Origin of the sequence: Candidatus Desulfosporosinus nitrosoreducens (assembly GCF_030954495.1) — a bacterium.
Lineage (GTDB): Bacteria > Bacillota > Desulfitobacteriia > Desulfitobacteriales > Desulfitobacteriaceae > Desulfosporosinus > Desulfosporosinus nitrosoreducens.
The window spans coordinates 14,671-34,216 of sequence record NZ_JAVHUW010000017.1 but is presented as its reverse complement, the minus strand read 5'-3'; the positions used below and the strand labels follow the sequence as shown (position 1 = coordinate 34,216).

Below are 19,546 nucleotides of genomic sequence, written 5' to 3'. Positions count from 1 at the left end.
TAAAGCTGTCGAGTTCACATGCCTTCTTATATGTAATAACGCCAATATTATGGAGCAGATAATAATCAAAATAATCCACACCGCATTTTTCCAGCTGTTCCTTAAAGACTTTTTCCTGATCGTCTACAGTTTTTATATCTCGCATAGGAAGCTTGGTGGCAAGAGCAAAGTCTTCCCGCCGATGCCTTTTTACAAGAGCTTCTCTCATGACCTCTTCACTCTTGTAGCCATGATAAACATAAGCCGTATCAAAGTATGTAAATCCTTTTGCCAAAAAGATGTCTACCAGTTTGTTGAGAATTTCTGTATTAAAGGAAGTCTGGTCATTTTTGTCCAGAAGCGGTAACCTCATGCATCCAAACCCTAATTTTTTCATTTTTAGTTTTCTCCTTTTCTAATGTCTTCTATTTTACAGATGTTTCATTCCTCTTATTCCCAACAACACAAGGGGCAAGACATGATATTCAGCAACGGAAACCACCCCTGTCTCATAGTTTATCATTTAGAGTTAACACTAGGTCAAGCGCTTTTTATAAGCAACAAAAGATTAATTTATCATTCCGGCGATAAATCGACGGAGATTTTGACTATGTAACGCCATATCGATATACTAAATTGCTTTAGTCAGGCTTAAATAATTCTAGAACAGGCAGACTCATATTCCGCGCAAAAACGCCCTACACCTTAGATTCTTTGAGCAAAAGAATTATTCAAGGGTAAAATTAAAGGGCATGTCCCAGATTCGAATGCGCATTCGAATCTGGGACATGCCTGCCTAAAGAGAAAAAGGGTATTTTTTGTTATTTGCGAATTCAGCAGTGGTGCAGAGATTCTGCCTTGTGGATACTTTAAAAATATATTATTATGATAATAATTTCATTATCCAAATACTTTTTAAAACGTGATGGGTGTCACATCTATAATGACAGTCATTGATTAATCTTAAATCAAGCGAAAAGAATTGCTAACTTCTCAGGAGGCTTTCCGGCGTGCGTTTGCCTATGGACTGCTGAACCTGAAAAACAAGATAAATGCTCTGTTAGGGAGTGATTCATAATGAATAAGAATCTTTCAGCAAATCTACCATTGAATAAAAGAAGGGGCTATCATTGGTATGTTGTCGGCACCGTATGCATAGGCGCTTTTATGGCCGCCTTGGACGCCAGCATCATTAACGTCTCTATGCCCACTTTAAGCCAAAATTTTTCCGTCGGCATGGACAGTATCGAATGGGTTTCTATTGCCTATCTTTTGACTTTAACCTCTCTTTTAACTTTGTTAGGCAGTTTATCGGACAGACTGGGCAGGAAACTTTTTTATGCCATTGGGTTTGCTGTTTTCGGCTTAGGTTCAGGATTATGCGGCATAGCGCCGACATTATCTTTTCTCGTCGCTTCCAGAGTTTTGCAAGCCCTCGGGGCGGCAATGCTGCAAGCGAACTCCGTGGCCATTATTACGGCTTCGGTTCCGGAAGCCAGCCGGGGAAAGGCGATTGGCATTCAGGGATCTGCTCAGGCGATTGGACTTTCTATCGGACCAACAGTCGGAGGAATCCTGTTAGCCAATTTTAGCTGGCGTTTGATCTTTTATGTCAATCTTCCTATAGCACTTATCGGGACAATGATTGCCGCCTTTATCCTGCCACAAGATAAGCCGAACCCGCATTCTTCATCGTTTGATTATTTAGGAGCAATTCTTTTTACACCTGCTTTGATTCTATTGGTTCTGATATTTAAAGATGGTTATGTACTCGGCTGGTTGTCACCCATGATTATCTGCGAATTTATTGCTGTAATCTCCTTCTTGCTTTTGTTTGTCCTGCGGGAAAAGAAATGCCGGAATCCGATGATAGATTTGAATCTGCTGAAAATCAAGGCTTTTGACGGCGGAAATATCTCCGGAATGCTTTCTTATTCGCTAATGTTCGGTGTAATCTTTTTGATGCCCTTTTATTTAAACTGGGTCATGCAACTTCCCACATACTATATTGGGTTAATTTTAACCGTGGTTTCCCTGGCTATGTTTATTATGTCTCCCCTTTCCGGAGCGCTTGATGACCGGATAGGCCCCAAGGTTTTGACCGTTTGCGGAATGATTATGGCATCCCTCGGAGCCCTGGTGCTGGTTTTCTTATCAAGCAAAACCGCTATTTATACTGATCTTTTGGGATTGATTCTGATAGGGGCAGGCATGGGAATCTTCACTCCTCCCAATAACAACACGGTTATGGGAAGTGCTCCGCCCGAACATATCGGGGTGGCCGGGGGAATTCTAAACATGTCCCGCTCCCTGGGCATGAGTATGGGAGTGGCTATCGCAGGCACTCTTTATGACGGTAAATTTAATAGTTTTCATCTTATCCACCATACCATTCTGAGTGCCCGCATTCTTTCGTTTCACCTGGGTTTCGAAGGAATGACGGCCTTGGGAATAGTGGCCACCTTAGTTTGCCTGTTTATTTACAATGGCTCCCGGATCAATAAGGTTTCCGCAAATGATTATGTTTCATTCCATTAACAGCGTTCTTTACTATTCGGTCTTTTCGCCGTCAGGCAGGCCGGAGGAATTCACCCCTTAAATCATTACCCAATCCAAAATCAGCACCATAAGTAAACCAATCCCTTTTCTAACATTTCTCAAATTTTTTCCATCCTTATTTTGGGAATGAGCTTCGGTAAAGGCGGAGATCAAAATGAATAAGAAGATATTAGTATCAATTATTACTTTTTGTTTGCTCTTAGCGGGGTGTGCTAAGGGGGGTACGCCTCAACAAATTGAGAAAGCGCCGTTTGCCCCGGGCACAACAAGCAAGGCGGCTTTTTCTGAATCCACGGCATCCACGGCATCAGCAACCCCGATTATCTTAAGCAGTCTAAGCTCGCCTGCACAGTTAAAGTCTATCCTCGCCAAATACACTAAGCAGCAAATTGTATTTTTTCAGCTTGTTGCTCTTGGCAACAAGCAAAACGCCGCATTTGCAATAGTAAACCAAGGGGATGTTTGGTATATAATCGCCTCCGGCGCTCAGAAATTGCAAAGCGGTATTGCACTATCAGCAGACAACCAGTTTAACTCTCCCTATCTTTGGTCAGTCGATGACACTAAAGTATTTAAATACGAAAGTAGTTCAGGTGGCAGCAGTTCCTTATCATACGCCTGGTATATAAACGATGAAAAACCTGTTGAATTGCCCTATACGGGCATGAACCTTTCTTATCTCGGCAACGGTCAATTTACAACGATAGGCGATAGTTTTGATCTGAATTTTACAGATGGGATAGGAGCAGGACATACATACAAACATTATTATCTTTATTGGACACCTGAGGGTCTGAAAGAATATGGCGGACTGAAAATCACGCAGCAACAATTGCTAAACGTGAAAGGCGCACAGGCCATAATCGAAGCAATTACTGAATCCGGCCATATTATCGACGAAATTTATTACCGGGCAAACAATCTTATAAACCTTAACTATCATTCCGGCGATCAAAACAACGGAGATTTCGAAAATCTAACCCTTGAATATAGAAATAACACCGTTACTCCGGAATTGGCTTATGCAGGCTCCAATAGTTCTAAGACAGAGAGTTTTAACGAAAGTAATTTAAGTGATTTTTCCTATGGCGGTATTTATCAGGCGGCACTTTTTTCCGAAATCGCAACCTATCCGGATAAATTTCCGCTGAATTAGCAAATGTTCCGAATGAACATTTCCTCAAGATAATAGCTTCCATACATTTTCGGATTGGTAACTTAAGAGCATAAGCGAACGATCCATAAGGTTAGATGCTCAAGGCCCAAAAACTTTATCTGCTAAACATTCATTCGACACACTTTATGGACAATTCTTCCGTATATTTCCTTATCTGCGGTCAAAAAGAAGAAACTTCTTCCCTGGGATCGGCCGCATCCGTTTCGAACCAAAACATAACTCCATCCTCCAGATTAATAACCCCATAATCATTGCCATGAAGTTCCTGGATAGCCCTGACAATAGACAATCCCAAACCGCTCCCTCCCTGAGCTCTGGTTCTGGCTTTGTCTATCTTATAAAAACTCCGCCAGATCTCTTCCATGGATTCCGTTGGAATAGTTTCACCGCTATTAAACACCGCTACCCGGACTTTGTTTCCGATAGACTGTTGGCTAATTTTCAGGAGGCCGCGCTCATCCAAATGATTTAGGGCATTGTTGATATAGTTGAACACTACCTGTTCAATCCTGGCAGGATCACCCTCCACGAAAGCATTGTCATCTTTCTCCACCTGGAGATGAATGGACTGGGACTTAAAAATCGGCGCACATTTGCCAAGAACCCGGTCGATAAGCGAAGTGATATCAAATACGCTTTTTTCCAAACGAAAATACCCGCTCTCCAGTTGGAATAACGACAAGAGATCCTTAACCAACTTGTCCATTCTGTCGGCTTCATCGATGATCACGCCACAGTAATAGTTTTTATTTTCCTCGTCTTCAACGACATTGTCCTGCAAGCCCTCTGCATAGCCCTGTATTAGGGCGATGGGAGTCTTCAACTCATGGGAGACACTGGATATAAACTCTTTCCTCGTCTCCTCAAGCTTATGCTCGCGCTCAATATCGAGGAGTAGTTGCCGGTTGTTTGCCTTGAGCTGGGAAATCGATTGGTCTAATTGGTCTGAGAGCAGATTAATACTCCTTCCGAGCTCCCCCAACTCATCATTTTGGCTCACCTTATACTTGACAGTAAAATCCAGCCCCGACATTTTTCGGGCAATATTGCTTAATTCCAGAATCGGTTTTGTAAACCTGACTGAAAACATAAACGCCGCGAGGCTGCCTATCAAGATCGTCAAAAGCCCGGTATACAGGAAAAAGCGGTTGGCAATGGCCACACTGTCCTGAATAACCGCTATGGGAATATCCATCAAAAGAAAGTCGCCGTTGCTCAGCCGCATGGCTAAGTTTAAAACATTCTCCCTCAAATCCGGGTCCTGAGTCACAGCAAAAACCGGCTGTCCCTCACTGATTGCCGAAAGATTATCCTGAAGCAAGGATAATTGCGGCCCCGTTGTCAACCTCAAGGAGACAACTCCAATCGAAATAACATTTTGTCCATCAACATTTTTCTTTACTATAACAGCACCTGCGTTAGCTGCTGTGCTTAGAGATGCTCCGCCTTTTGCCGCTCCGTCCGGGGTTGCCTTGCCTATGTTCCCTCCATTGACAGGTGCCGGCATCAGCACAGACCCGGGCACTATTTCAGGCGCCGGCATCACCCGTAATGTCTGCCCGCCATTGTTGGCAACTGTCAGTTCTGAATCATATTTCAAAGTATAGTTCCCATCCAGAATCATCACAGCCAAACCGCTCGTACGTTCGAGGTTTGTCAATTGTAAAGAGATTGCGCCGGGATCACCGTTGTAGATTTGAACAATATGTTCTCCCGTCATAAGCAAGCTTTTTTTTCGTTCAGAGATATAGTAAGACCCAAGATATTTTGTGTTTAAGAACCACGCCACAGAAACAAAAAGAATGACCAGAGCCGTGATCGCTGCAAATAACCTGAAACGGATAGACATCTTAATCGGAAGCTTCAAATTTATACCCAACCCCTCTGACGGTTTGTATCAGTTCGCTTCTATCTCCCAGCTTAATTCTAAGCTTCTTAATGTGAGTATCTACTGTCCTGGCATCCCCAAAATAGTTATAATCCCAAACTGTATTAAGAATTTGATTCCTGCTCAATACCCGGCCTTCATTCCTGGCTAAATAAAGCAGCAGCTCATATTCTTTCGGGCTTAGATCAATAGAATTTCCGTCAAGATATACATTGTAGCCGGCTGTATCAATACTAAGCCCGTTAAAAGCAATCTCGTCCTCCTCTTGGCGGTATGTACGCCTTAGTAAAGACTGAATCCTGGCCACCAGAATTCTCGGACTAAAAGGCTTGGTTACATACTCATCCACCCCAAGGTCGAAACCGAACAATTCATCGGCTTCTTCGGCCCTTGCAGTCAGCATAATGATAGGGACCCGGGAAGTCTTTCTGATTTCTTTACAGGCTATCCACCCATCAATCCTGGGCATCATCACGTCCAATATGATTAAGTCAGTGTCTTCATTCTCCTGAAAGGCATCCAGAGCTTCCTTCCCATCTTTCGCCTCAATAATATCGTAGCCTTCTTTTCTGAGAAAGTCCCCGACCAACTTCCTCATGCGCGCTTCATCGTCAGCAATTAAAACCTTTTTCGTCATACCTCACTCCCCTTACGGTTAAGCAGCCTTTTCCGAAGTTCTTGCCCTTGTTCCCCCGGTCTTGACGTATGCCGCCGCTGCTTTTTCTATATACCATAACACCTTGCCTTCTTCAAGTAACTTGGAGAAGGCATATTTCTGCTCTCTTTCATCTAATCCCGCACAGGATCAGGGTTTGGCATTTCAGACGCCATTTGTTAACACCAAACTTTCACATGATGTTCACACGCTGGTCACAATAGACCGGCAAAAGATTGCAAGCAGAGGCGAAAAATAAACCAAACCTTCAACTGACGTTCACGCAGCGGTCACACTGGAACAGTAAAGTAATATTGCCGTTAAGGTTATTAATATTTCAGGAAAGCGAAAGGAGATTTTCACATGAACCATGGAGTTGCCATCAAACTCGCCAGTACCGGAATCTTAGCAGGGGGCATGCTGATTTCTATGACCGGCCTGGCTCTGGCCAATACTAATTACAAGGACAGCGGCTTAGCTCAAAGTACTGTTCTGCTGAACACAAAGACCTCTGAAACAAGGACTATCGCCGTCAGCACAGGCCAGAAAATCCAAGTTAACGGCATCCTTTCCGGCGGGCCAACGATTATGAAGCAAGCACTGGACAAACTGGTCAGTGGAGGAACGATCACTCAGGAGCAAGAAAATGCGGTATTAGCCTCTATTCCCAAGAATATAAGTAACGTTACCAAGCCGAGCCCAGACAGTCAAACTCCGGATCTTGTTCAAGGGACAGTAACTTCAACTACTTCCCCGCAAAACCTTGTGGTTGTCAAAATTGACCCCCTGGGAGACCTGGTGACCAATGGTACCCTAACATCTGCTCAGGCTCAAGCTATTGAGAATACCATGAGTGACATCATCCGCCAACAAATGGAGCAGTCCTGGCAGGACGACCTGAAGCCCTTAGTAACCCAAGGAACCATCACGCAAAACCAGGCGGACCAAATCTTGACTTTCCTTTCTGCTAATACCCCAATAGCTCAGAAAGACCCGCTCAGCCAAATGGTCACTCAAGGAATTATCAATCAAACGCAAGCCGACAACTTGAGAGAGCAGAATCTTCTGGGCAACATCAATCCCGGCGGACAGGATATCATGCAAGAGGCCTTGAACGGCCAGGTAACTGCCGGAACCTTATCTCAGGATCAGGCCAACGCCATACTTTCCGCCACTCAGCAGGCTCCAAACATTGAGTCATTGAAGCCCACACCTAATGTCACCTCTGGTCAGGCTTCAGCGTTCCTACTAGTCGATCCTCTGGAAAATCTGGTTAAGGAAGGCACAATTACGGATATCCAGGCTCAGGCAGTTAAAAACTCACTGAACGACCTTATTAATCAACAGGCCGAATCGCAATGGCAAAAGGTCCTGACTGCTTTGGTAACAGAAGGCGGCATTACTCAAGACCAGGCTGACAAAATTCTGGCGTTCCTTTCCGCCCATGCTCAACCGATACCCAAAGACATAATTAGCCGGATGCTTGATCAAGGAATTGTCGATCAAGCTCAGGCCGAGGCTCTGAGGCAGCTGAATATGAGTGGCATAGGCCCTAATATGAAGGCCGACAATATCGGATTCGGTGTAAAAATCACCACAGCTGCAAGTAAGGACAACTAATAACTAATAACTGCTAACCGCGTATGACGAAAACGGTGATATAGTTTCGAAAATAAGGTAGCTTTAACTGCCCCTTTACTAATTGTTCCATACCGGCTGAACTATCAGGTATGAGCAAATACATGGCACATGGACATAACACAAATGGGAGTGTCGAAATCCTTAAATAGATTTCGACACTCCCTTTTTCTTGAACGGACAGTTGTCCGCCCAGTTACTGATAAACTCAGGATTTTTAGATAGCCCTCAGTTATTTCTTTTGAACCTAGCAAGGCGCAAAGCGTGGGGAATTTATTATTGGATCGGGTGTTTCAGAATATATTTGCCGGAGATTGAAAATTATCTCCATATAGTCACTGCTATTTATTGCGCCTCATAATAATCCGTTACGGACTCTTCTACAAAACCGCTTGACTTATATAAATTAAGAGCATTTTTATTATGGGCAGCAACCTCCAGGGCAACATGATGTGCATTATTTTCATTAAGAAGAAGGTCCACGGCAGATTTTAATGCCTGTTTTCCATAGCCTTTATTTCGATATGCGGGTAATATTCCAAAACCACCTATAAAGCCTTCGTCAGCATTTAATTCAACCCTAATCTTGCCAATTACTCCGGATTCAGTCTCAATCATATAGGTAATTCTATTACTCTTTGCGTCATCTTCCGGCATTATTTCCGTTCCACTTTTATCACCAAAACAGATAAAATTTTGTCTTGCTATCTCGTTGGCGTCTGAATTTACTGCTTTTCTCAAAACTATGTTTTTTTCCTTTTGCGATACATACTTCTTATTATCCAATTTCATTTCGTATTCTGAAAAAGAATAAGCCGCTCCTGTAGCTTCAATAAAGGCTAAGCCGGAAGAAGACCTCCTATCACATACAAGTAAAACTTTCTGCATCTTTCTTCTTTTACATTCTTCTTTCGCTAAGTCATAAAGTCTTATAAAGATTCCCTTTCTTCTGTACAGAGGATGAACCATTCCGGTTAACTCTCCCGTTTCTCCTCCCGAACTAAATATCCCTAAATATCCGACAAGGGTTTCTCCTGAATAATAAAAAAATTCATTGACATAAGCAAAGGATTCTTGGTTCTGCATCCGGCTTATATTAAGCTTAAATTCAAGTTCCAATTTCAAAAATATGTTCTCTTGCTTAGTACAAATAGTCTTAAGTTCATTAAGCTTTTGGAAATCTTCTTCGCCAATTAATTGTTTCAGACAGATAACGTCACTCATCAATTCGGTCCTTTCTTACAAGCGAGTATTCGCCGCTATTACTACTATCACCCCTATGCAGTCACCCTCGCCCCCACTACCACACATCTGGCTGGAAAAACCACCTCCGGTAACCTCTCAGGCTAGACTCCCACTTGACTGCCGGCCAGGCTTTATCAAGACGGTTATTTCGAGCTTGAACCCAGCAAGGCGCGCAAATAGGCGAAGATGAATTGGATCAGTCTCCGGTAATACGTTTACCGCCGAATGCATGGATCGTTCTTGTTCCGGCAATACACCTTCCGCCTTGCTCAGTCCCCTTGGGGATGAGGATCTCATCTCCCGGGTTGAGAACATACTCTTTATCATTCATGATCACCGTATATTGGCCGGAAACACAAACCATATACTCATCGAAGTCATGCTTATGCTTTTTAGAAGTTCTATCAGAATGACATGTCCAAAATGCCATCTGACTACCATCGACAGCAGTATAATAATAGCCCTCAATATCCTGTGTATTTTGCTCTTTGTTGCTTATTCGATTTTTGCTTGACTTCATAAATCCTGGGAAATCCAGCATAGTTGACCTCCAGCTTAATTTTTTATCAGCTTTAAATCTTAAAGTCCAGTCCCTCTTAGCAGAGTAAAATTAGGTAATTCCGACAACTAATTTTCTATTTGAATTATTAATTATTTTGTAATTACTAAAAAACAGGGGTATTCCTTTTTAAGCCTTAAAAGAAGCTTATCGCATCCATATTATTTAACATATTTTATAATTTCTTTCGCACGATATCATAATGGTTAAATGATCTGTATAACAAAAATCCTGCCTTTACATACATGGACATAGGCCCATGATAATGTTGGGCATGTGTAAGTTCTCCTTTCCTCGGATATGCTTCCACATATTCATATCCTCTGTTCGAGTAGTCATTACATAGCGCTTCCAGTATTTGGCGGGCCATACCCTTCTTTCTATACTCTGGGGCAATAACAAAGCAAACAATAGAACAGATTTTTCCCTCTGCCCCATCCCATAACTCTTTATTGGAAACAAGCCTCGAAAAGTTAACTTTATCGTTTACATTGCACCACCCTATTGGCTTTCCATCAAGGTAAGCTAAATAACCTTTCATTCTACCCTCTTGGATTGATTTTATAGCGGACAGCCGATTTCTTTCCGCCGTCTGTCGTTCCCATTGCTCATCATCAAAATGATAAAACTGACAATAACAGTCAGACCACTCTTTATTATCAGCAAAAGCAACATGATCGAAAAAATGGAGAAAATCCTCTACGCGCTCCTCGGATATTGGATATATGGCAACTTCCACGTTTAAACCTCCCAGTTAGTTTATCTTATGATCCACTATTTCACACACCCTCTATATCTTCTAAACCCGTCCCGACACATGCCACCCAAGGCTCTCGCCGAGTAATTATCGCTCAGTAGGGTTTTAATGATAATTTAGGATGCTTCTCTCGTATCGTAGCAATTCCATTATTATCCGAGATTTCCTGCATAAATCAAATAAATAAAGGAATACCACTGGAAATTCAAAATGCTCCGGTGGTATATTTATTAATGCATTCACTGTTGTCTTTCCTCTTTCTGCGCCAGTATAAATATGGACAAATCCTTTTGCATTTTAGTTCTCTTTTTCTAATCGTTCTACGGCAAACACCAAAAACCTCTTGACGGGTAATGTCAAGAGGTCCAAAAACAACGCAAACCATGTTCAATGAACGCTGCACACCCCCCTAGCAACTGTAGAGTCTTTTAGTGTACAAAAACAGGCAGGTTTCCTGACTTAAACCCCATTATTAACCAGTTCGGGTTTTTAAGCCAATAGATTACCCATTCTGCCGACTATCCATACTGTCCAGCACGACAAATGCCTTAAGCTCTTCATTTCTATAGGGCACCGCCAGAATCCTGACGTCGATGCCGAAATACTCCCTTACATTCTCCTCGATGATGATCTCGCCAGTCTTGCCAAACAAATACGAATCCCGGCCCAAGAGCAGGGTGGTATCCGCTAGGCGCAAAGCATGCTCCGGATAGTGAGTATTAATGATGCAAGATATGCCGCGTTCCCTGACCAGTTTTTTAATCAGCTTCAGGATCATGAACTGGTTCCTGAAATCCAGATGTGACTCCGGTTCATCAAGAATCAGCACCTTGGGCTCACCCGCCAAAGCCCTGGCAATGAACACAAGCTGCAACTGTCCTCCGCTCAATTGCGAACACAGCTTGTCCCGTATATATCCGATACCAACCTCGTCGATTGCTTGGTCCACGATTTTCCTGTCATTCTTGGATGGCACAGAAAAGAGGCCAATATGCCTGGCCCGACCCATAGTTACTACTTCCTTAACCGTATAAGGAAAGGAAAAACTGTGCGCCTGCGGCACATAACCAATAGGGATCTGCTCTCGCGCTGTCCTTGAAGATCCTATGACTTTTCCATCGATCAAAGTCTGCCCTTGCTGCCATTTAAGTATCCCCGTCACGCACTTTAAGATGGTCGTTTTGCCGACGCCATTTTGGCCCAAGATGGTCATAATCTCTTTTTCACCAAGAGTAAAGCTGATATCCCTCAAAATGGTATTGTCCTTCGTATAACCGAAATATCCGCTTTTCACTTCAAGTATCATAGCCAGTCGCCTTTCGATCTTTTAAACAGAATTGCAAAAAACGGAGCGCCTACCAGAGCTGTTAAGATGCCGATAGGGATTTCCGCAGCTGTCGCCGTCCGCGCAATCATATCAACAATAATCATAAAAATCGCTCCTACAATACCTGAGGCAGGAAGCAGGTTTTGGTGGTCCTCTCCCGTGAGCATGCGGCTTATATGCGGAATAACCAAGCCGACCCAGCCAATCACGCCCGTGACCGTTACGCATGAGGCCGTAACGAGTGTGGCCATAATAATAATGACCAGCCTGGTTTTCACGGGGTTCACCCCCAAGGAATAGGCCTCCTCATCCCCCAGCGACAGGATATTGATCCGCCAGCGCAACATCAGTAATATGACGATTCCGAGTAAAATAGGGACTCCGACCAGCTTTAAATTATTGTAAGAGGCATTGGCAAAACTCCCCATGAGCCAATAGGTGATAGCAGGCAGCTTGTCATAAGGGTCTGCAACGTATTTGATTAGGGATATCAGTGCACTGAATACCGCAGATATGATCATACCGGACAGCACTATCGACAAGGTAGTCGATTCCCCTCGCAGCTTAGAGAGTGTGTAGGTTATAAACACGCTCACTATTCCAAAAACGAGTGCCAGGGCTGTTGTAAAATTGTTGATGCCCGCAAGCAGTATGCCAAAGACTGCACCGAAGGCCGCGCCTGAGCTGACACCTAAGACATCGGGACTTACCAGCGGATTCTGAAAAAGCCCCTGGAACGCCGCCCCCGCGATGGCCAGCCCGGACCCCACCAGCACGTTGAGCAGCGTTCTCGGCATACGGATGCCCCAGACAACGGAGACATCCATACCATCCTGTGTCAACCCCCTAAACCTATCGATCAGTATCTTCCCAACCTCTCCCGGGGCAATCCAATACCTTCCCGAAAAAAGCGATACAAAAAATGTAAGTGCCAGCAGCGACAACAGCGCGATCCAGGTAACCTTCAGGTTCTTTTGCTTTACCGTCATTTTCAGTTTTCCTCGTACTTCCATAGTCCACTCTGATTCACGATCTTACGTCGGGGATATCGGGGATATTGTCCTAATCCCTCCGTGCACCTCTTTTATATTTTCAGACCGGGATTAAGTTTGCTGTTGAGGATCTGATCCAGTTCCGCATCAGTCAGCTTGTAATTGAAAAATTGCTGGTAAAATGTCCTTAAGTCATTCCTTAAATCCAAATTGGCAAACATCTCGGGATGGATAACCTTACCAATCCACTCCATCATCAGAGGGGTTTCTACACACGGTGCATCCCATCTGTAGATGCCCATAGGTGCCTTGTATACTTTCTGGTTCTTCACAGCCTGGATACTGCTCCAATCCTGTCCCGGGAGTTTATTTTTATATAGGTCCTCCGGGACAATATCGGAGAAATCGCTCAGGATAATAACATCAGGATTCCAGGCCATAACCTGCTCCATGGACACTTTCGTCCATGAACCACTCACCTTGTCGGCAACATTCTCGCCGCCTACGCTTTCAATCATAAGTTTGTTGATCGATTGACCCGCGCCGACTTGCAGTTGTTTGTCCCGCAGATAAAGCACCTTGGTTTTGTCCTTGCTTGTCAGCTCTTTCGTTTTGGACTGCAAACTGTTGATAACGTCATTCTGCCACTTTATGAGTGCTGCCGCCCTGTCCTGCTTATTCAAGATCTCACCGAGCAACTTGATACCATTCTGCACATCTTGGAGCGTACCGTATTTGATGGCTACGGAAGGTATGCCCAGCTCCGCCAGCTTTTTCCCGACTTCCGGCTGATAGTCCCAGATGACCGCAAGGTCAGGTTTCAGCTTGGCTATTTCTTCATAATTAACGTTGAAGCTATTGTCCACGAAGGTCGAATTCGCAGCGGCCATCTCAGGCGCAACAGTCTTCAAGATGCAATTCTGGTAGGACTCCATCGCGGACGGATGCATTCCTACGATCTTTTTGCCGGAGCCATCCACTGCAAAGGCTACTGAAGCCCAAGGGATGGGGATAATCGCAATTCTTTCGATGTTGTTCTTGATTTTTACCTGATTGCCGACTAAGTCGGTGACAGTCTTAGTCCCGGTCGTCTGACCGGCCGACGTTTGGGCCGCAGGCGTGCTCCCCGCAGCCTGGCAGCCTGCGAGGCTTAAGAGAAGAACAGCAACCAACAGGATAGACAAGACACTTGTCAATTTCTTATAGTTTTTCATCACGAGATTTCCTCCATTTCATTTCTTAGATGGTGTATCTTTATCTGTCTATAAAGAAGACTTGATTCAGGCCGAGTTTTACTCCAACTGAATCCTAGTCGCACTTATCCAGGGACTTAGCCGCTCTTGACTCACCCTTGCTGAAGCGGGAGTCTTAGAGCGGATTAGTCAGCGGATAAATTTTGATAAATAGTCGTGTCCCCCTACCCCGATAAACTCGTAATTCATATCGGCATGTATAACGCCGCTCAACCCTATGTGTGGTATCGGTATATATTGGGCATTGCATCCGCTAAACAGCCGCTTGTACAAAGGATCGCCAACGATGACATCTGCCGGCATCTGATCTGTCCACTGTGCTAAAGTATCCTCATCTTCAAATAATTTTACATCCAAAAGGGACTCTTCCCGGTATACTCTTTTCATTCGCCGGTCGCTTTTTATTAAGGCCACCGGCTCAACCTGAGCAAAACCAAAGTCATAGCGCAGACAATCCGCCAGACACGCAGCAAACAGCGGCTCTCCGATCACGACGGCATGCCGGCCGGACTGAACCTTCTCCCTGGGCACATACGGCTCCTCGACCGCAGAGCTCAGGGGAATAGCCAGCACCTCCTTCAGGACTTGAAGCAACCGCCTCATCCCCCACAGTCCTACCGGCACATTCATGACATATGGTATGGAATATTCCCTCTGCATATATTGGGCCAGCCCCGTACCCTCATGCGACACGACGATGTTCAAAGCGGCAGAGGCCATTCCCTTAAAGGTTTCCAGTTCAATTTCTCCCGTCGGCAGGCAGCTGATTTCCAGCCCGCAGCGGCTAAGCACCCCGACAAGTTCGGTTAGATGCACTCCGGCCCCAAGGCTTAGCGGGGTATAACCGATAATGTTCACGCGCTTAGACTTCTTTTCCCGCCGCTCCAAAAAACTTTTTCCCAAGGTCAACAAGGCATGGTGCACGCCGGAGTAGTAATTTTCAAATCCCTCGGTAGAGAAGGCCAAGGCAGGCAATCCTGTCCGCCTGCCCAGCTTTTCCGCGATTGCCTGTAGGTCAACTCCCGTAAAGGCAGGTACTGGTGTGCCGATCACCGCTATAAATTCGACACCAGACCCGTTCCGGGCGCAGAGTGTTTCCGCATTCTCCAGAAACTCCTCCTCCGCACCCATTACGGCTTCCAATTCTCCCAGCTTGGAACTGAAAAATAAGGTTCGCCGCCAATCCCTGATCTCATCAAATTCGATAATTGCGCTGCTGCATCCGCCCGGCGTATACAAAAGGTTAAGTGAAGAAAAGGCAAAGAGCACGGAGCAAGCCCCCGAATAATCGCTTGCCAGCGGCGGAACGCGATTGAATATCCCTTTCATCTTATTGCCTCCAAGATCCCCAATATATCCTCATAACCAAAACGATATTCGTTACTCACCGGTATTGCTTTTGCTTGGTCACAATAAAATGACGCTTTTTCTCCAATCGCAATATCAATCTCTTGAAAATCATTCGCTTGCGTTTCAGCAGATATGTTCGAAATCAGATATATCTGCGCAGGACTGTTCATAGCAGCCAGTGCCTGAATGTAGGCAATTTCCGGTTTCGAAACTGTTTCTACAAAGATGAGCGCAACATCCAATCCTAATTCTACTAATGCCTGAGTGAGCTCGAAGGATCTCTGCCCGATTCCCACAGCGATCCTCTTGCCGCTTAATCCCTCAGATACTTCGGCCGCAACCCTGTGGTACTCCTTCTCATCCCCACTGACATCCCAGGTGACTTGTAAAGCCTCCAGCAAAACAGCGTAATTGCCCTTGATTTCTTTCACGTTGTACCGGGCTGGTAAGAAGACGAAAGGGATATTCCATTTCTCCCGCATGCGCGCCGCCATCTCGCAGCCGAAGCGATCCAGCGCTATGTTTAATCGGGCATTGACCATTCCCGCAAAAGCTTCATAGGAATCCAAGGCCGCAAACTCCCTGATCCCTTCAGCGCCACAGTCCGTGAGTATCTGTTTCAGCCCGGATGCTTCAGAAAGCTTGTCTGTGTCTGCCAAGATGTTAAAATGACGCTTCTCCCCTTTAGGGGTATTCATTTCGAGCAAATCAACCAAAATACCACTCAGCCTCTCCCTGGGAAGCCCCCTTCTACGGGAAAGCGGTCCACGCTCAAAAGGTTTTACCGGTATAGCGTATTTGTCTCTCATCCGAACCGTCAGGTCTGTGAAATCGCTGCCAGCCAGCAGATCACCACAGGTCATATAAATGATGATTGCCCTCGGCCGATGCGAAACTGCAAGCCATTCCAGCATCTCTTCCAATTTATGAAGATGCTGCCCGGTTGCAAAATCAGCGCTGGACACCGCGAGCAAGAACAGCCTCTCGTTCAGCCCCTTCTTGTAGGCCCTGTAATACAGTACCTTCGAGCAGGCTGAAGGACCTACCGCCAAGACATAAAGGTCAGGCACACACAAGGCCAGATTGACAAGTTCACCGCAGTCATCATCTGCTATACCCCGTTCGAAAAAACTGTCGAGCGGTATTTTTTCCCTTGTCAGATCCACGATCTTAATTTTTTCTCCAAGGATGCTTGTGCCTAGATATCCTTTGCAAGACAATTCCAATTCCTCCGTTTTTCCGGCGACCGCTTATCTATGATTTTGCAGTTCCAAATCGAGCATGTAGTGGCTAAACTCCTCCAGCTCGTCATTGCTCAGTGGTTCTGGGCTAGATCCCTGACCCATGGCGATAATACCCGCCAATTCCCTGAAGAACCTGGCTGTTTGGGATTCCGGGTACTTCTCTAGTACCGTTTTGCCTTCGAGTTCCGACAGGACGATTTCCCTGCTGAAGGGGATGCTTGCCAGCACCCGCGTAGCCGTTCGAGCTGCAAAATCTTCGACTGACTCAACACTCGACTCGCCATTCCTCTGGTTGTGGATTATCCCTCCCAAGTTCACTGTTCTCTTGCCTTGGCTTCTGGCTACTGCCTTCATGATATTATTAGCAGCGTAGACAGACATGAATTCCGAGGATGTTACGATATAGATCCTATCCGCATACCCTTCGCGCATAGGAACCGAAAAGCCGCCGCATACCACATCTCCCAGCACATCATATACGACAACATCCCAACCTTCATTCAAGATCTCCAGGTGCGTCAGCTCTTCCATCATCGTGATGATCCCCCGGCCCGCGCAGCCAACACCAGCTTCGGGTCCTCCTGCTTCAATACAGGCCACACCGTTAAAACCGGGGAACATGATGTCCTCTCTAGCGATGTTATCCTGTTTTTTATGCAGCTGTTGCAGGACTGTGGGAATCTTGTGCCCCACGAGGCATCTTGCGGAATCGGCTTTAGGATCACACCCTATAAGCAATGTCTTGAACCCCTGCATCGATAGCGCTGCGGAAACATTAGAGGCAACCGTCGATTTACCGATTCCTCCCTTTCCGTAGAACGCTATCTTCAAGCAGTCTCTATCTTTTTGTGCATTCATCTGCTTTCCTTTCTGGCCCCAAAAACTATCAAGATAGATCTCAGCCTTCCTAATCTCTCTTTATGCCCGGAATAATTAATGTGGCAGTTACTGCGTAGCAGGAACCCCAAGCTGGGAGCGATATAATACGGTCTTTAATAATAGTTGCATCTTGTGATTTTAATAATTTACCAATAAAGAAGACTTGACTCAGGTGGAATTTTAACTCCATCTGAATCTTAGTCGCACTTATCCAGGGACTTAGCCGCTCTTAACTCACCGCTTGCCGAAGCGGGAGTCTTAGCGCGGATTAGTCAGCGGATAAACCTTAAAGAGATAAAACGGCAATAAAAAAAACCCTTCTCCAACGGAAGGGTTAAAAGTTTAACCAGTATCAGGTGCGATTACCATAGGCACAGGTATCAACCTCCCTAACATCCCGTAGGTAGTTTCGACTTCGGAATAAGCAGGTCTCCTGACTTAAGCTCATCATCAGCTCACGTCTTCCCGGAATAAATCCCAGTGACAATATGTGAGTTGACTCCCTTTCACAGTGGCGGGTACCGCGTCAGCTTCAACTGACTTCCCTTTTCAATTCTTTCCGCTCGGGAAAGAATCACTCATCCCTTGATATTTAATTTCCTTTAATGTTAGCATAACTCAGGATAGCCCGTCCAGTGCCAAACGTCTAAAGCAACAGGAAATTTAAAATGTTGTCCTTGACAATCGGCAATATCACGAAAAAAGACCAGAGCATATTTTTTAGATACTCTGATCTGAAGGGTATTCGTTTTTAGGCCTTAGCTTATCGACATTGATTGTGCAACAGCCCCCATTAGCCGTTAAGTTCTCGCTTTAAACTCCAAGTTGGCGAGCCCTATAGTCATTACACTACTTCACTCACATCAAAATGACTTTTTCAAATCAAGATATGAATATAAAGTGTATTTGGATATGCCAAAGTATTTGGCTATTTTATCACCGGATTTAGTTATGAGCATTGCTCCCCTCTGGTTCAAGAACTGAATGGCCTTGATTTTTTCGTCCTTGTTCATCATAACGGCCGGTTTTCCGATCAGTTTTACAGATTCGTCAATTAAGTCATCCAGAAGTTCATTGACATTAATGGTAATCTTCTCAGGCTCCCTTTGGCTATCCTCAGAGCCATAGGCTATCAGGTCTTTTAGGGCAGCCTCAGCCATGGTAAAGGCTGAAATGTCATAATTGATGCCCAATATAGCCGAAACCTTCCCCCTGCTGTCACGGATGTACATGGTAGATGATTTTAATATCCTGCCGTCCGAGGTTTTGGTTAGATAGCAAAGATGATTTTCCTGATCCAAATCCCCCTTTTTCAGCTGTTCCAACACAACATGCGAGGGGCCGTCCCCAACCTGACGTCCGGTTACGTGTCCATTTTCTATGGCAACAATAGAATGGTCAGTACTTTCTTCTGAAATCCTATGCAACACGACCTCACAGTTACCGCCGAACTGGGCTGCTATACCCTTGGCAATTTTTTTCAATTCTTCAAACTCTATATCGTTTAGCATAAACCCTCCAAATTATTAAATATAGGACCTATGCAGTTGCGGTAAAAATCATCAACCGTAAGGCGGACTATAACAAAAAAGCCGATGTATCTCCTCAAGCAGAAGTCATCAGCTTTGTAGACGTTTCCGGCATAACCATGGGAGGACTTCTTTCCCTCTGTTATTATAGCAAAAACAATAAAGGAAACACAAGCTTTCACAAAAGGGTAAAACAGCAATATTGTCTGTAACCACGAAAACCCAGACCCTATGGAACCGAAGGATGAATCATAACGACCTCCTGAGTGCTTGTAAAACATCGGCTGACCTCCTAAGCAAAATTTCGACATAAACCTAGTGTTTACAACGTATATTCTTCCAAAAACAGCAAAGAAATGGTATTATAGTTAAGTAAATTCAATATACTATAATTAGGGAAAGAGGTTCTCCCTCGGATAAGCCGAAACTGCTTGATTGAAAGCTGATGACTTCTGCCATTTTGGTAGAAGTCATTAATTTTTTAATGAAGAAGCAATTAATAACTAAAACACTTA

16 protein-coding genes and 2 riboswitches are annotated in these 19,546 nt (G+C 44.8%); of the genes, 3 read left to right on the top strand and 13 right to left on the bottom strand.

The features are described from left to right. Nucleotides 1-376: aldo/keto reductase (locus REC12_RS01210; protein ID WP_308891787.1), on the bottom strand; the 376-nt coding region annotated here is incomplete at its 3' end. 680 nt (nt 377-1,056) lie between these two features. Between REC12_RS01210 and REC12_RS01205 the strand changes: the two genes are divergently transcribed. Both REC12_RS01205 and REC12_RS01200 read left to right on the top strand, forming a co-directional pair. Next, nucleotides 1,057-2,517: an MFS transporter gene (locus REC12_RS01205; RefSeq protein WP_308891786.1), complete on the top strand. Its 1,461-nt coding sequence runs from the start codon at nt 1,057-1,059 to the stop codon at nt 2,515-2,517. A 175-nt stretch (nt 2,518-2,692) separates the two neighbouring features. Next, nucleotides 2,693-3,694 carry a hypothetical protein gene (locus REC12_RS01200; RefSeq protein WP_308891785.1) on the top strand — a complete coding sequence of 334 codons (1,002 nt, stop codon included), beginning with the start codon at nt 2,693-2,695 and terminating at the stop codon, nt 3,692-3,694. Between the two features lie 181 nt (nt 3,695-3,875). Here REC12_RS01200 and REC12_RS01195 read toward each other — a convergent pair whose 3' ends face one another. Beyond that, complete coding sequence (locus REC12_RS01195) at nt 3,876-5,582, bottom strand: sensor histidine kinase (protein WP_308891784.1); 1,707 nt, start codon at nt 5,580-5,582, stop codon at nt 3,876-3,878. After that, on the bottom strand, nt 5,566-6,240 hold the full coding sequence (locus REC12_RS01190) for a response regulator transcription factor (RefSeq protein WP_308891782.1): 675 nt from the start codon (nt 6,238-6,240) through the stop codon (nt 5,566-5,568). Before REC12_RS01190 ends, REC12_RS01195 begins: the two co-directional genes overlap by 17 nt. 381 nt (nt 6,241-6,621) lie before the next feature. On the opposite strand from REC12_RS01190, the gene REC12_RS01185 reads away from it, so the two are divergent. Next, nucleotides 6,622-7,878, top strand: a complete 1,257-nt coding sequence (locus REC12_RS01185; RefSeq protein WP_308891781.1) for a hypothetical protein — start codon at nt 6,622-6,624, stop codon at nt 7,876-7,878. 363 nt (nt 7,879-8,241) lie between these two features. Here REC12_RS01185 and REC12_RS01180 read toward each other — a convergent pair whose 3' ends face one another. The 10 genes from REC12_RS01180 to REC12_RS01135 all read right to left on the bottom strand — a co-directional run bounded on the left by REC12_RS01180 (nt 8,242) and on the right by REC12_RS01135 (nt 19,013). Further along, a complete protein-coding gene (locus tag REC12_RS01180) occupies nt 8,242-9,120 on the bottom strand; it encodes a GNAT family N-acetyltransferase (protein WP_308891780.1) in 879 nt (292 codons plus the stop codon). Nucleotides 9,121-9,337: 217 nt separating this feature from the next. Beyond that, the gene (locus REC12_RS01175) at nt 9,338-9,682 is read right to left on the bottom strand and encodes a cupin domain-containing protein (RefSeq protein WP_308891779.1); all 345 of its coding nucleotides are present in this window, start codon (nt 9,680-9,682) and stop codon (nt 9,338-9,340) included. A gap of 193 nt (nt 9,683-9,875) precedes the next feature. Then, nucleotides 9,876-10,439 carry a GNAT family N-acetyltransferase gene (locus REC12_RS01170; protein ID WP_308891778.1) on the bottom strand — a complete coding sequence of 188 codons (564 nt, stop codon included), beginning with the start codon at nt 10,437-10,439 and terminating at the stop codon, nt 9,876-9,878. A gap of 520 nt (nt 10,440-10,959) precedes the next feature. Beyond that, on the bottom strand, nt 10,960-11,763 hold the full coding sequence (locus tag REC12_RS01165; RefSeq protein ID WP_308891776.1) for an ABC transporter ATP-binding protein: 804 nt from the start codon (nt 11,761-11,763) through the stop codon (nt 10,960-10,962). After that, nucleotides 11,760-12,773: a FecCD family ABC transporter permease gene (locus tag REC12_RS01160; RefSeq protein WP_308891775.1), complete on the bottom strand. Its 1,014-nt coding sequence runs from the start codon at nt 12,771-12,773 to the stop codon at nt 11,760-11,762. The genes REC12_RS01165 and REC12_RS01160 overlap by 4 nt, the downstream gene beginning before the upstream one ends. Nucleotides 12,774-12,868: 95 nt before the next feature. After that, on the bottom strand, nt 12,869-13,990 hold the full coding sequence (locus tag REC12_RS01155) for an ABC transporter substrate-binding protein (protein ID WP_308891773.1): 1,122 nt from the start codon (nt 13,988-13,990) through the stop codon (nt 12,869-12,871). Nucleotides 13,991-14,158: 168 nt separating this feature from the next. Then, nucleotides 14,159-15,358 (bottom strand): nitrogenase component 1, encoded by a 1,200-nt coding sequence (locus REC12_RS01150; protein WP_308891772.1) that lies wholly within the window; start codon nt 15,356-15,358, stop codon nt 14,159-14,161. Further along, on the bottom strand, nt 15,355-16,599 hold the full coding sequence (locus REC12_RS01145; RefSeq protein WP_308891771.1) for a nitrogenase component 1: 1,245 nt from the start codon (nt 16,597-16,599) through the stop codon (nt 15,355-15,357). Before REC12_RS01145 ends, REC12_RS01150 begins: the two co-directional genes overlap by 4 nt. 30 nt (nt 16,600-16,629) lie before the next feature. Next, nucleotides 16,630-17,481 carry a nucleotide-binding protein gene (locus REC12_RS01140; RefSeq protein ID WP_308891770.1) on the bottom strand — a complete coding sequence of 284 codons (852 nt, stop codon included), beginning with the start codon at nt 17,479-17,481 and terminating at the stop codon, nt 16,630-16,632. Nucleotides 17,482-17,908: 427 nt separating this feature from the next. Then, nucleotides 17,909-18,099: riboswitch (cobalamin riboswitch) on the bottom strand. A gap of 266 nt (nt 18,100-18,365) precedes the next feature. Then, a complete protein-coding gene (locus REC12_RS01135; protein ID WP_308891767.1) occupies nt 18,366-19,013 on the bottom strand; it encodes a helix-turn-helix transcriptional regulator in 648 nt (215 codons plus the stop codon). Between the two features lie 404 nt (nt 19,014-19,417). After that, nucleotides 19,418-19,493: riboswitch (Fluoride riboswitch) on the top strand. Nucleotides 19,494-19,546: the final 53 nt, after the last annotated feature.

Excerpts from the sequence above, each read along its gene's own strand:
- REC12_RS01180 (WP_308891780.1), bottom strand. The coding sequence starts at position 9,120 with ATGAGTGACGTTATCTGTCTGAAACAATTAATTGGCGAAGAAGATTTC.
- REC12_RS01205 (WP_308891786.1), top strand. The coding sequence starts at position 1,057 with ATGAATAAGAATCTTTCAGCAAATCTACCATTGAATAAAAGAAGGGGC.
- REC12_RS01190 (WP_308891782.1), bottom strand. The coding sequence starts at position 6,240 with ATGACGAAAAAGGTTTTAATTGCTGACGATGAAGCGCGCATGAGGAAG.
- REC12_RS01165 (WP_308891776.1), bottom strand. The coding sequence starts at position 11,763 with ATGATACTTGAAGTGAAAAGCGGATATTTCGGTTATACGAAGGACAAT.
- REC12_RS01135 (WP_308891767.1), bottom strand. The coding sequence starts at position 19,013 with ATGCTAAACGATATAGAGTTTGAAGAATTGAAAAAAATTGCCAAGGGT.
- REC12_RS01160 (WP_308891775.1), bottom strand. The coding sequence starts at position 12,773 with ATGACGGTAAAGCAAAAGAACCTGAAGGTTACCTGGATCGCGCTGTTG.
- REC12_RS01150 (WP_308891772.1), bottom strand. The coding sequence starts at position 15,358 with ATGAAAGGGATATTCAATCGCGTTCCGCCGCTGGCAAGCGATTATTCG.
- REC12_RS01200 (WP_308891785.1), top strand. The coding sequence starts at position 2,693 with ATGAATAAGAAGATATTAGTATCAATTATTACTTTTTGTTTGCTCTTA.
- REC12_RS01155 (WP_308891773.1), bottom strand. The coding sequence starts at position 13,990 with ATGAAAAACTATAAGAAATTGACAAGTGTCTTGTCTATCCTGTTGGTT.
- REC12_RS01140 (WP_308891770.1), bottom strand. The coding sequence starts at position 17,481 with ATGAATGCACAAAAAGATAGAGACTGCTTGAAGATAGCGTTCTACGGA.
- REC12_RS01185 (WP_308891781.1), top strand. The coding sequence starts at position 6,622 with ATGAACCATGGAGTTGCCATCAAACTCGCCAGTACCGGAATCTTAGCA.
- REC12_RS01175 (WP_308891779.1), bottom strand. The coding sequence starts at position 9,682 with ATGCTGGATTTCCCAGGATTTATGAAGTCAAGCAAAAATCGAATAAGC.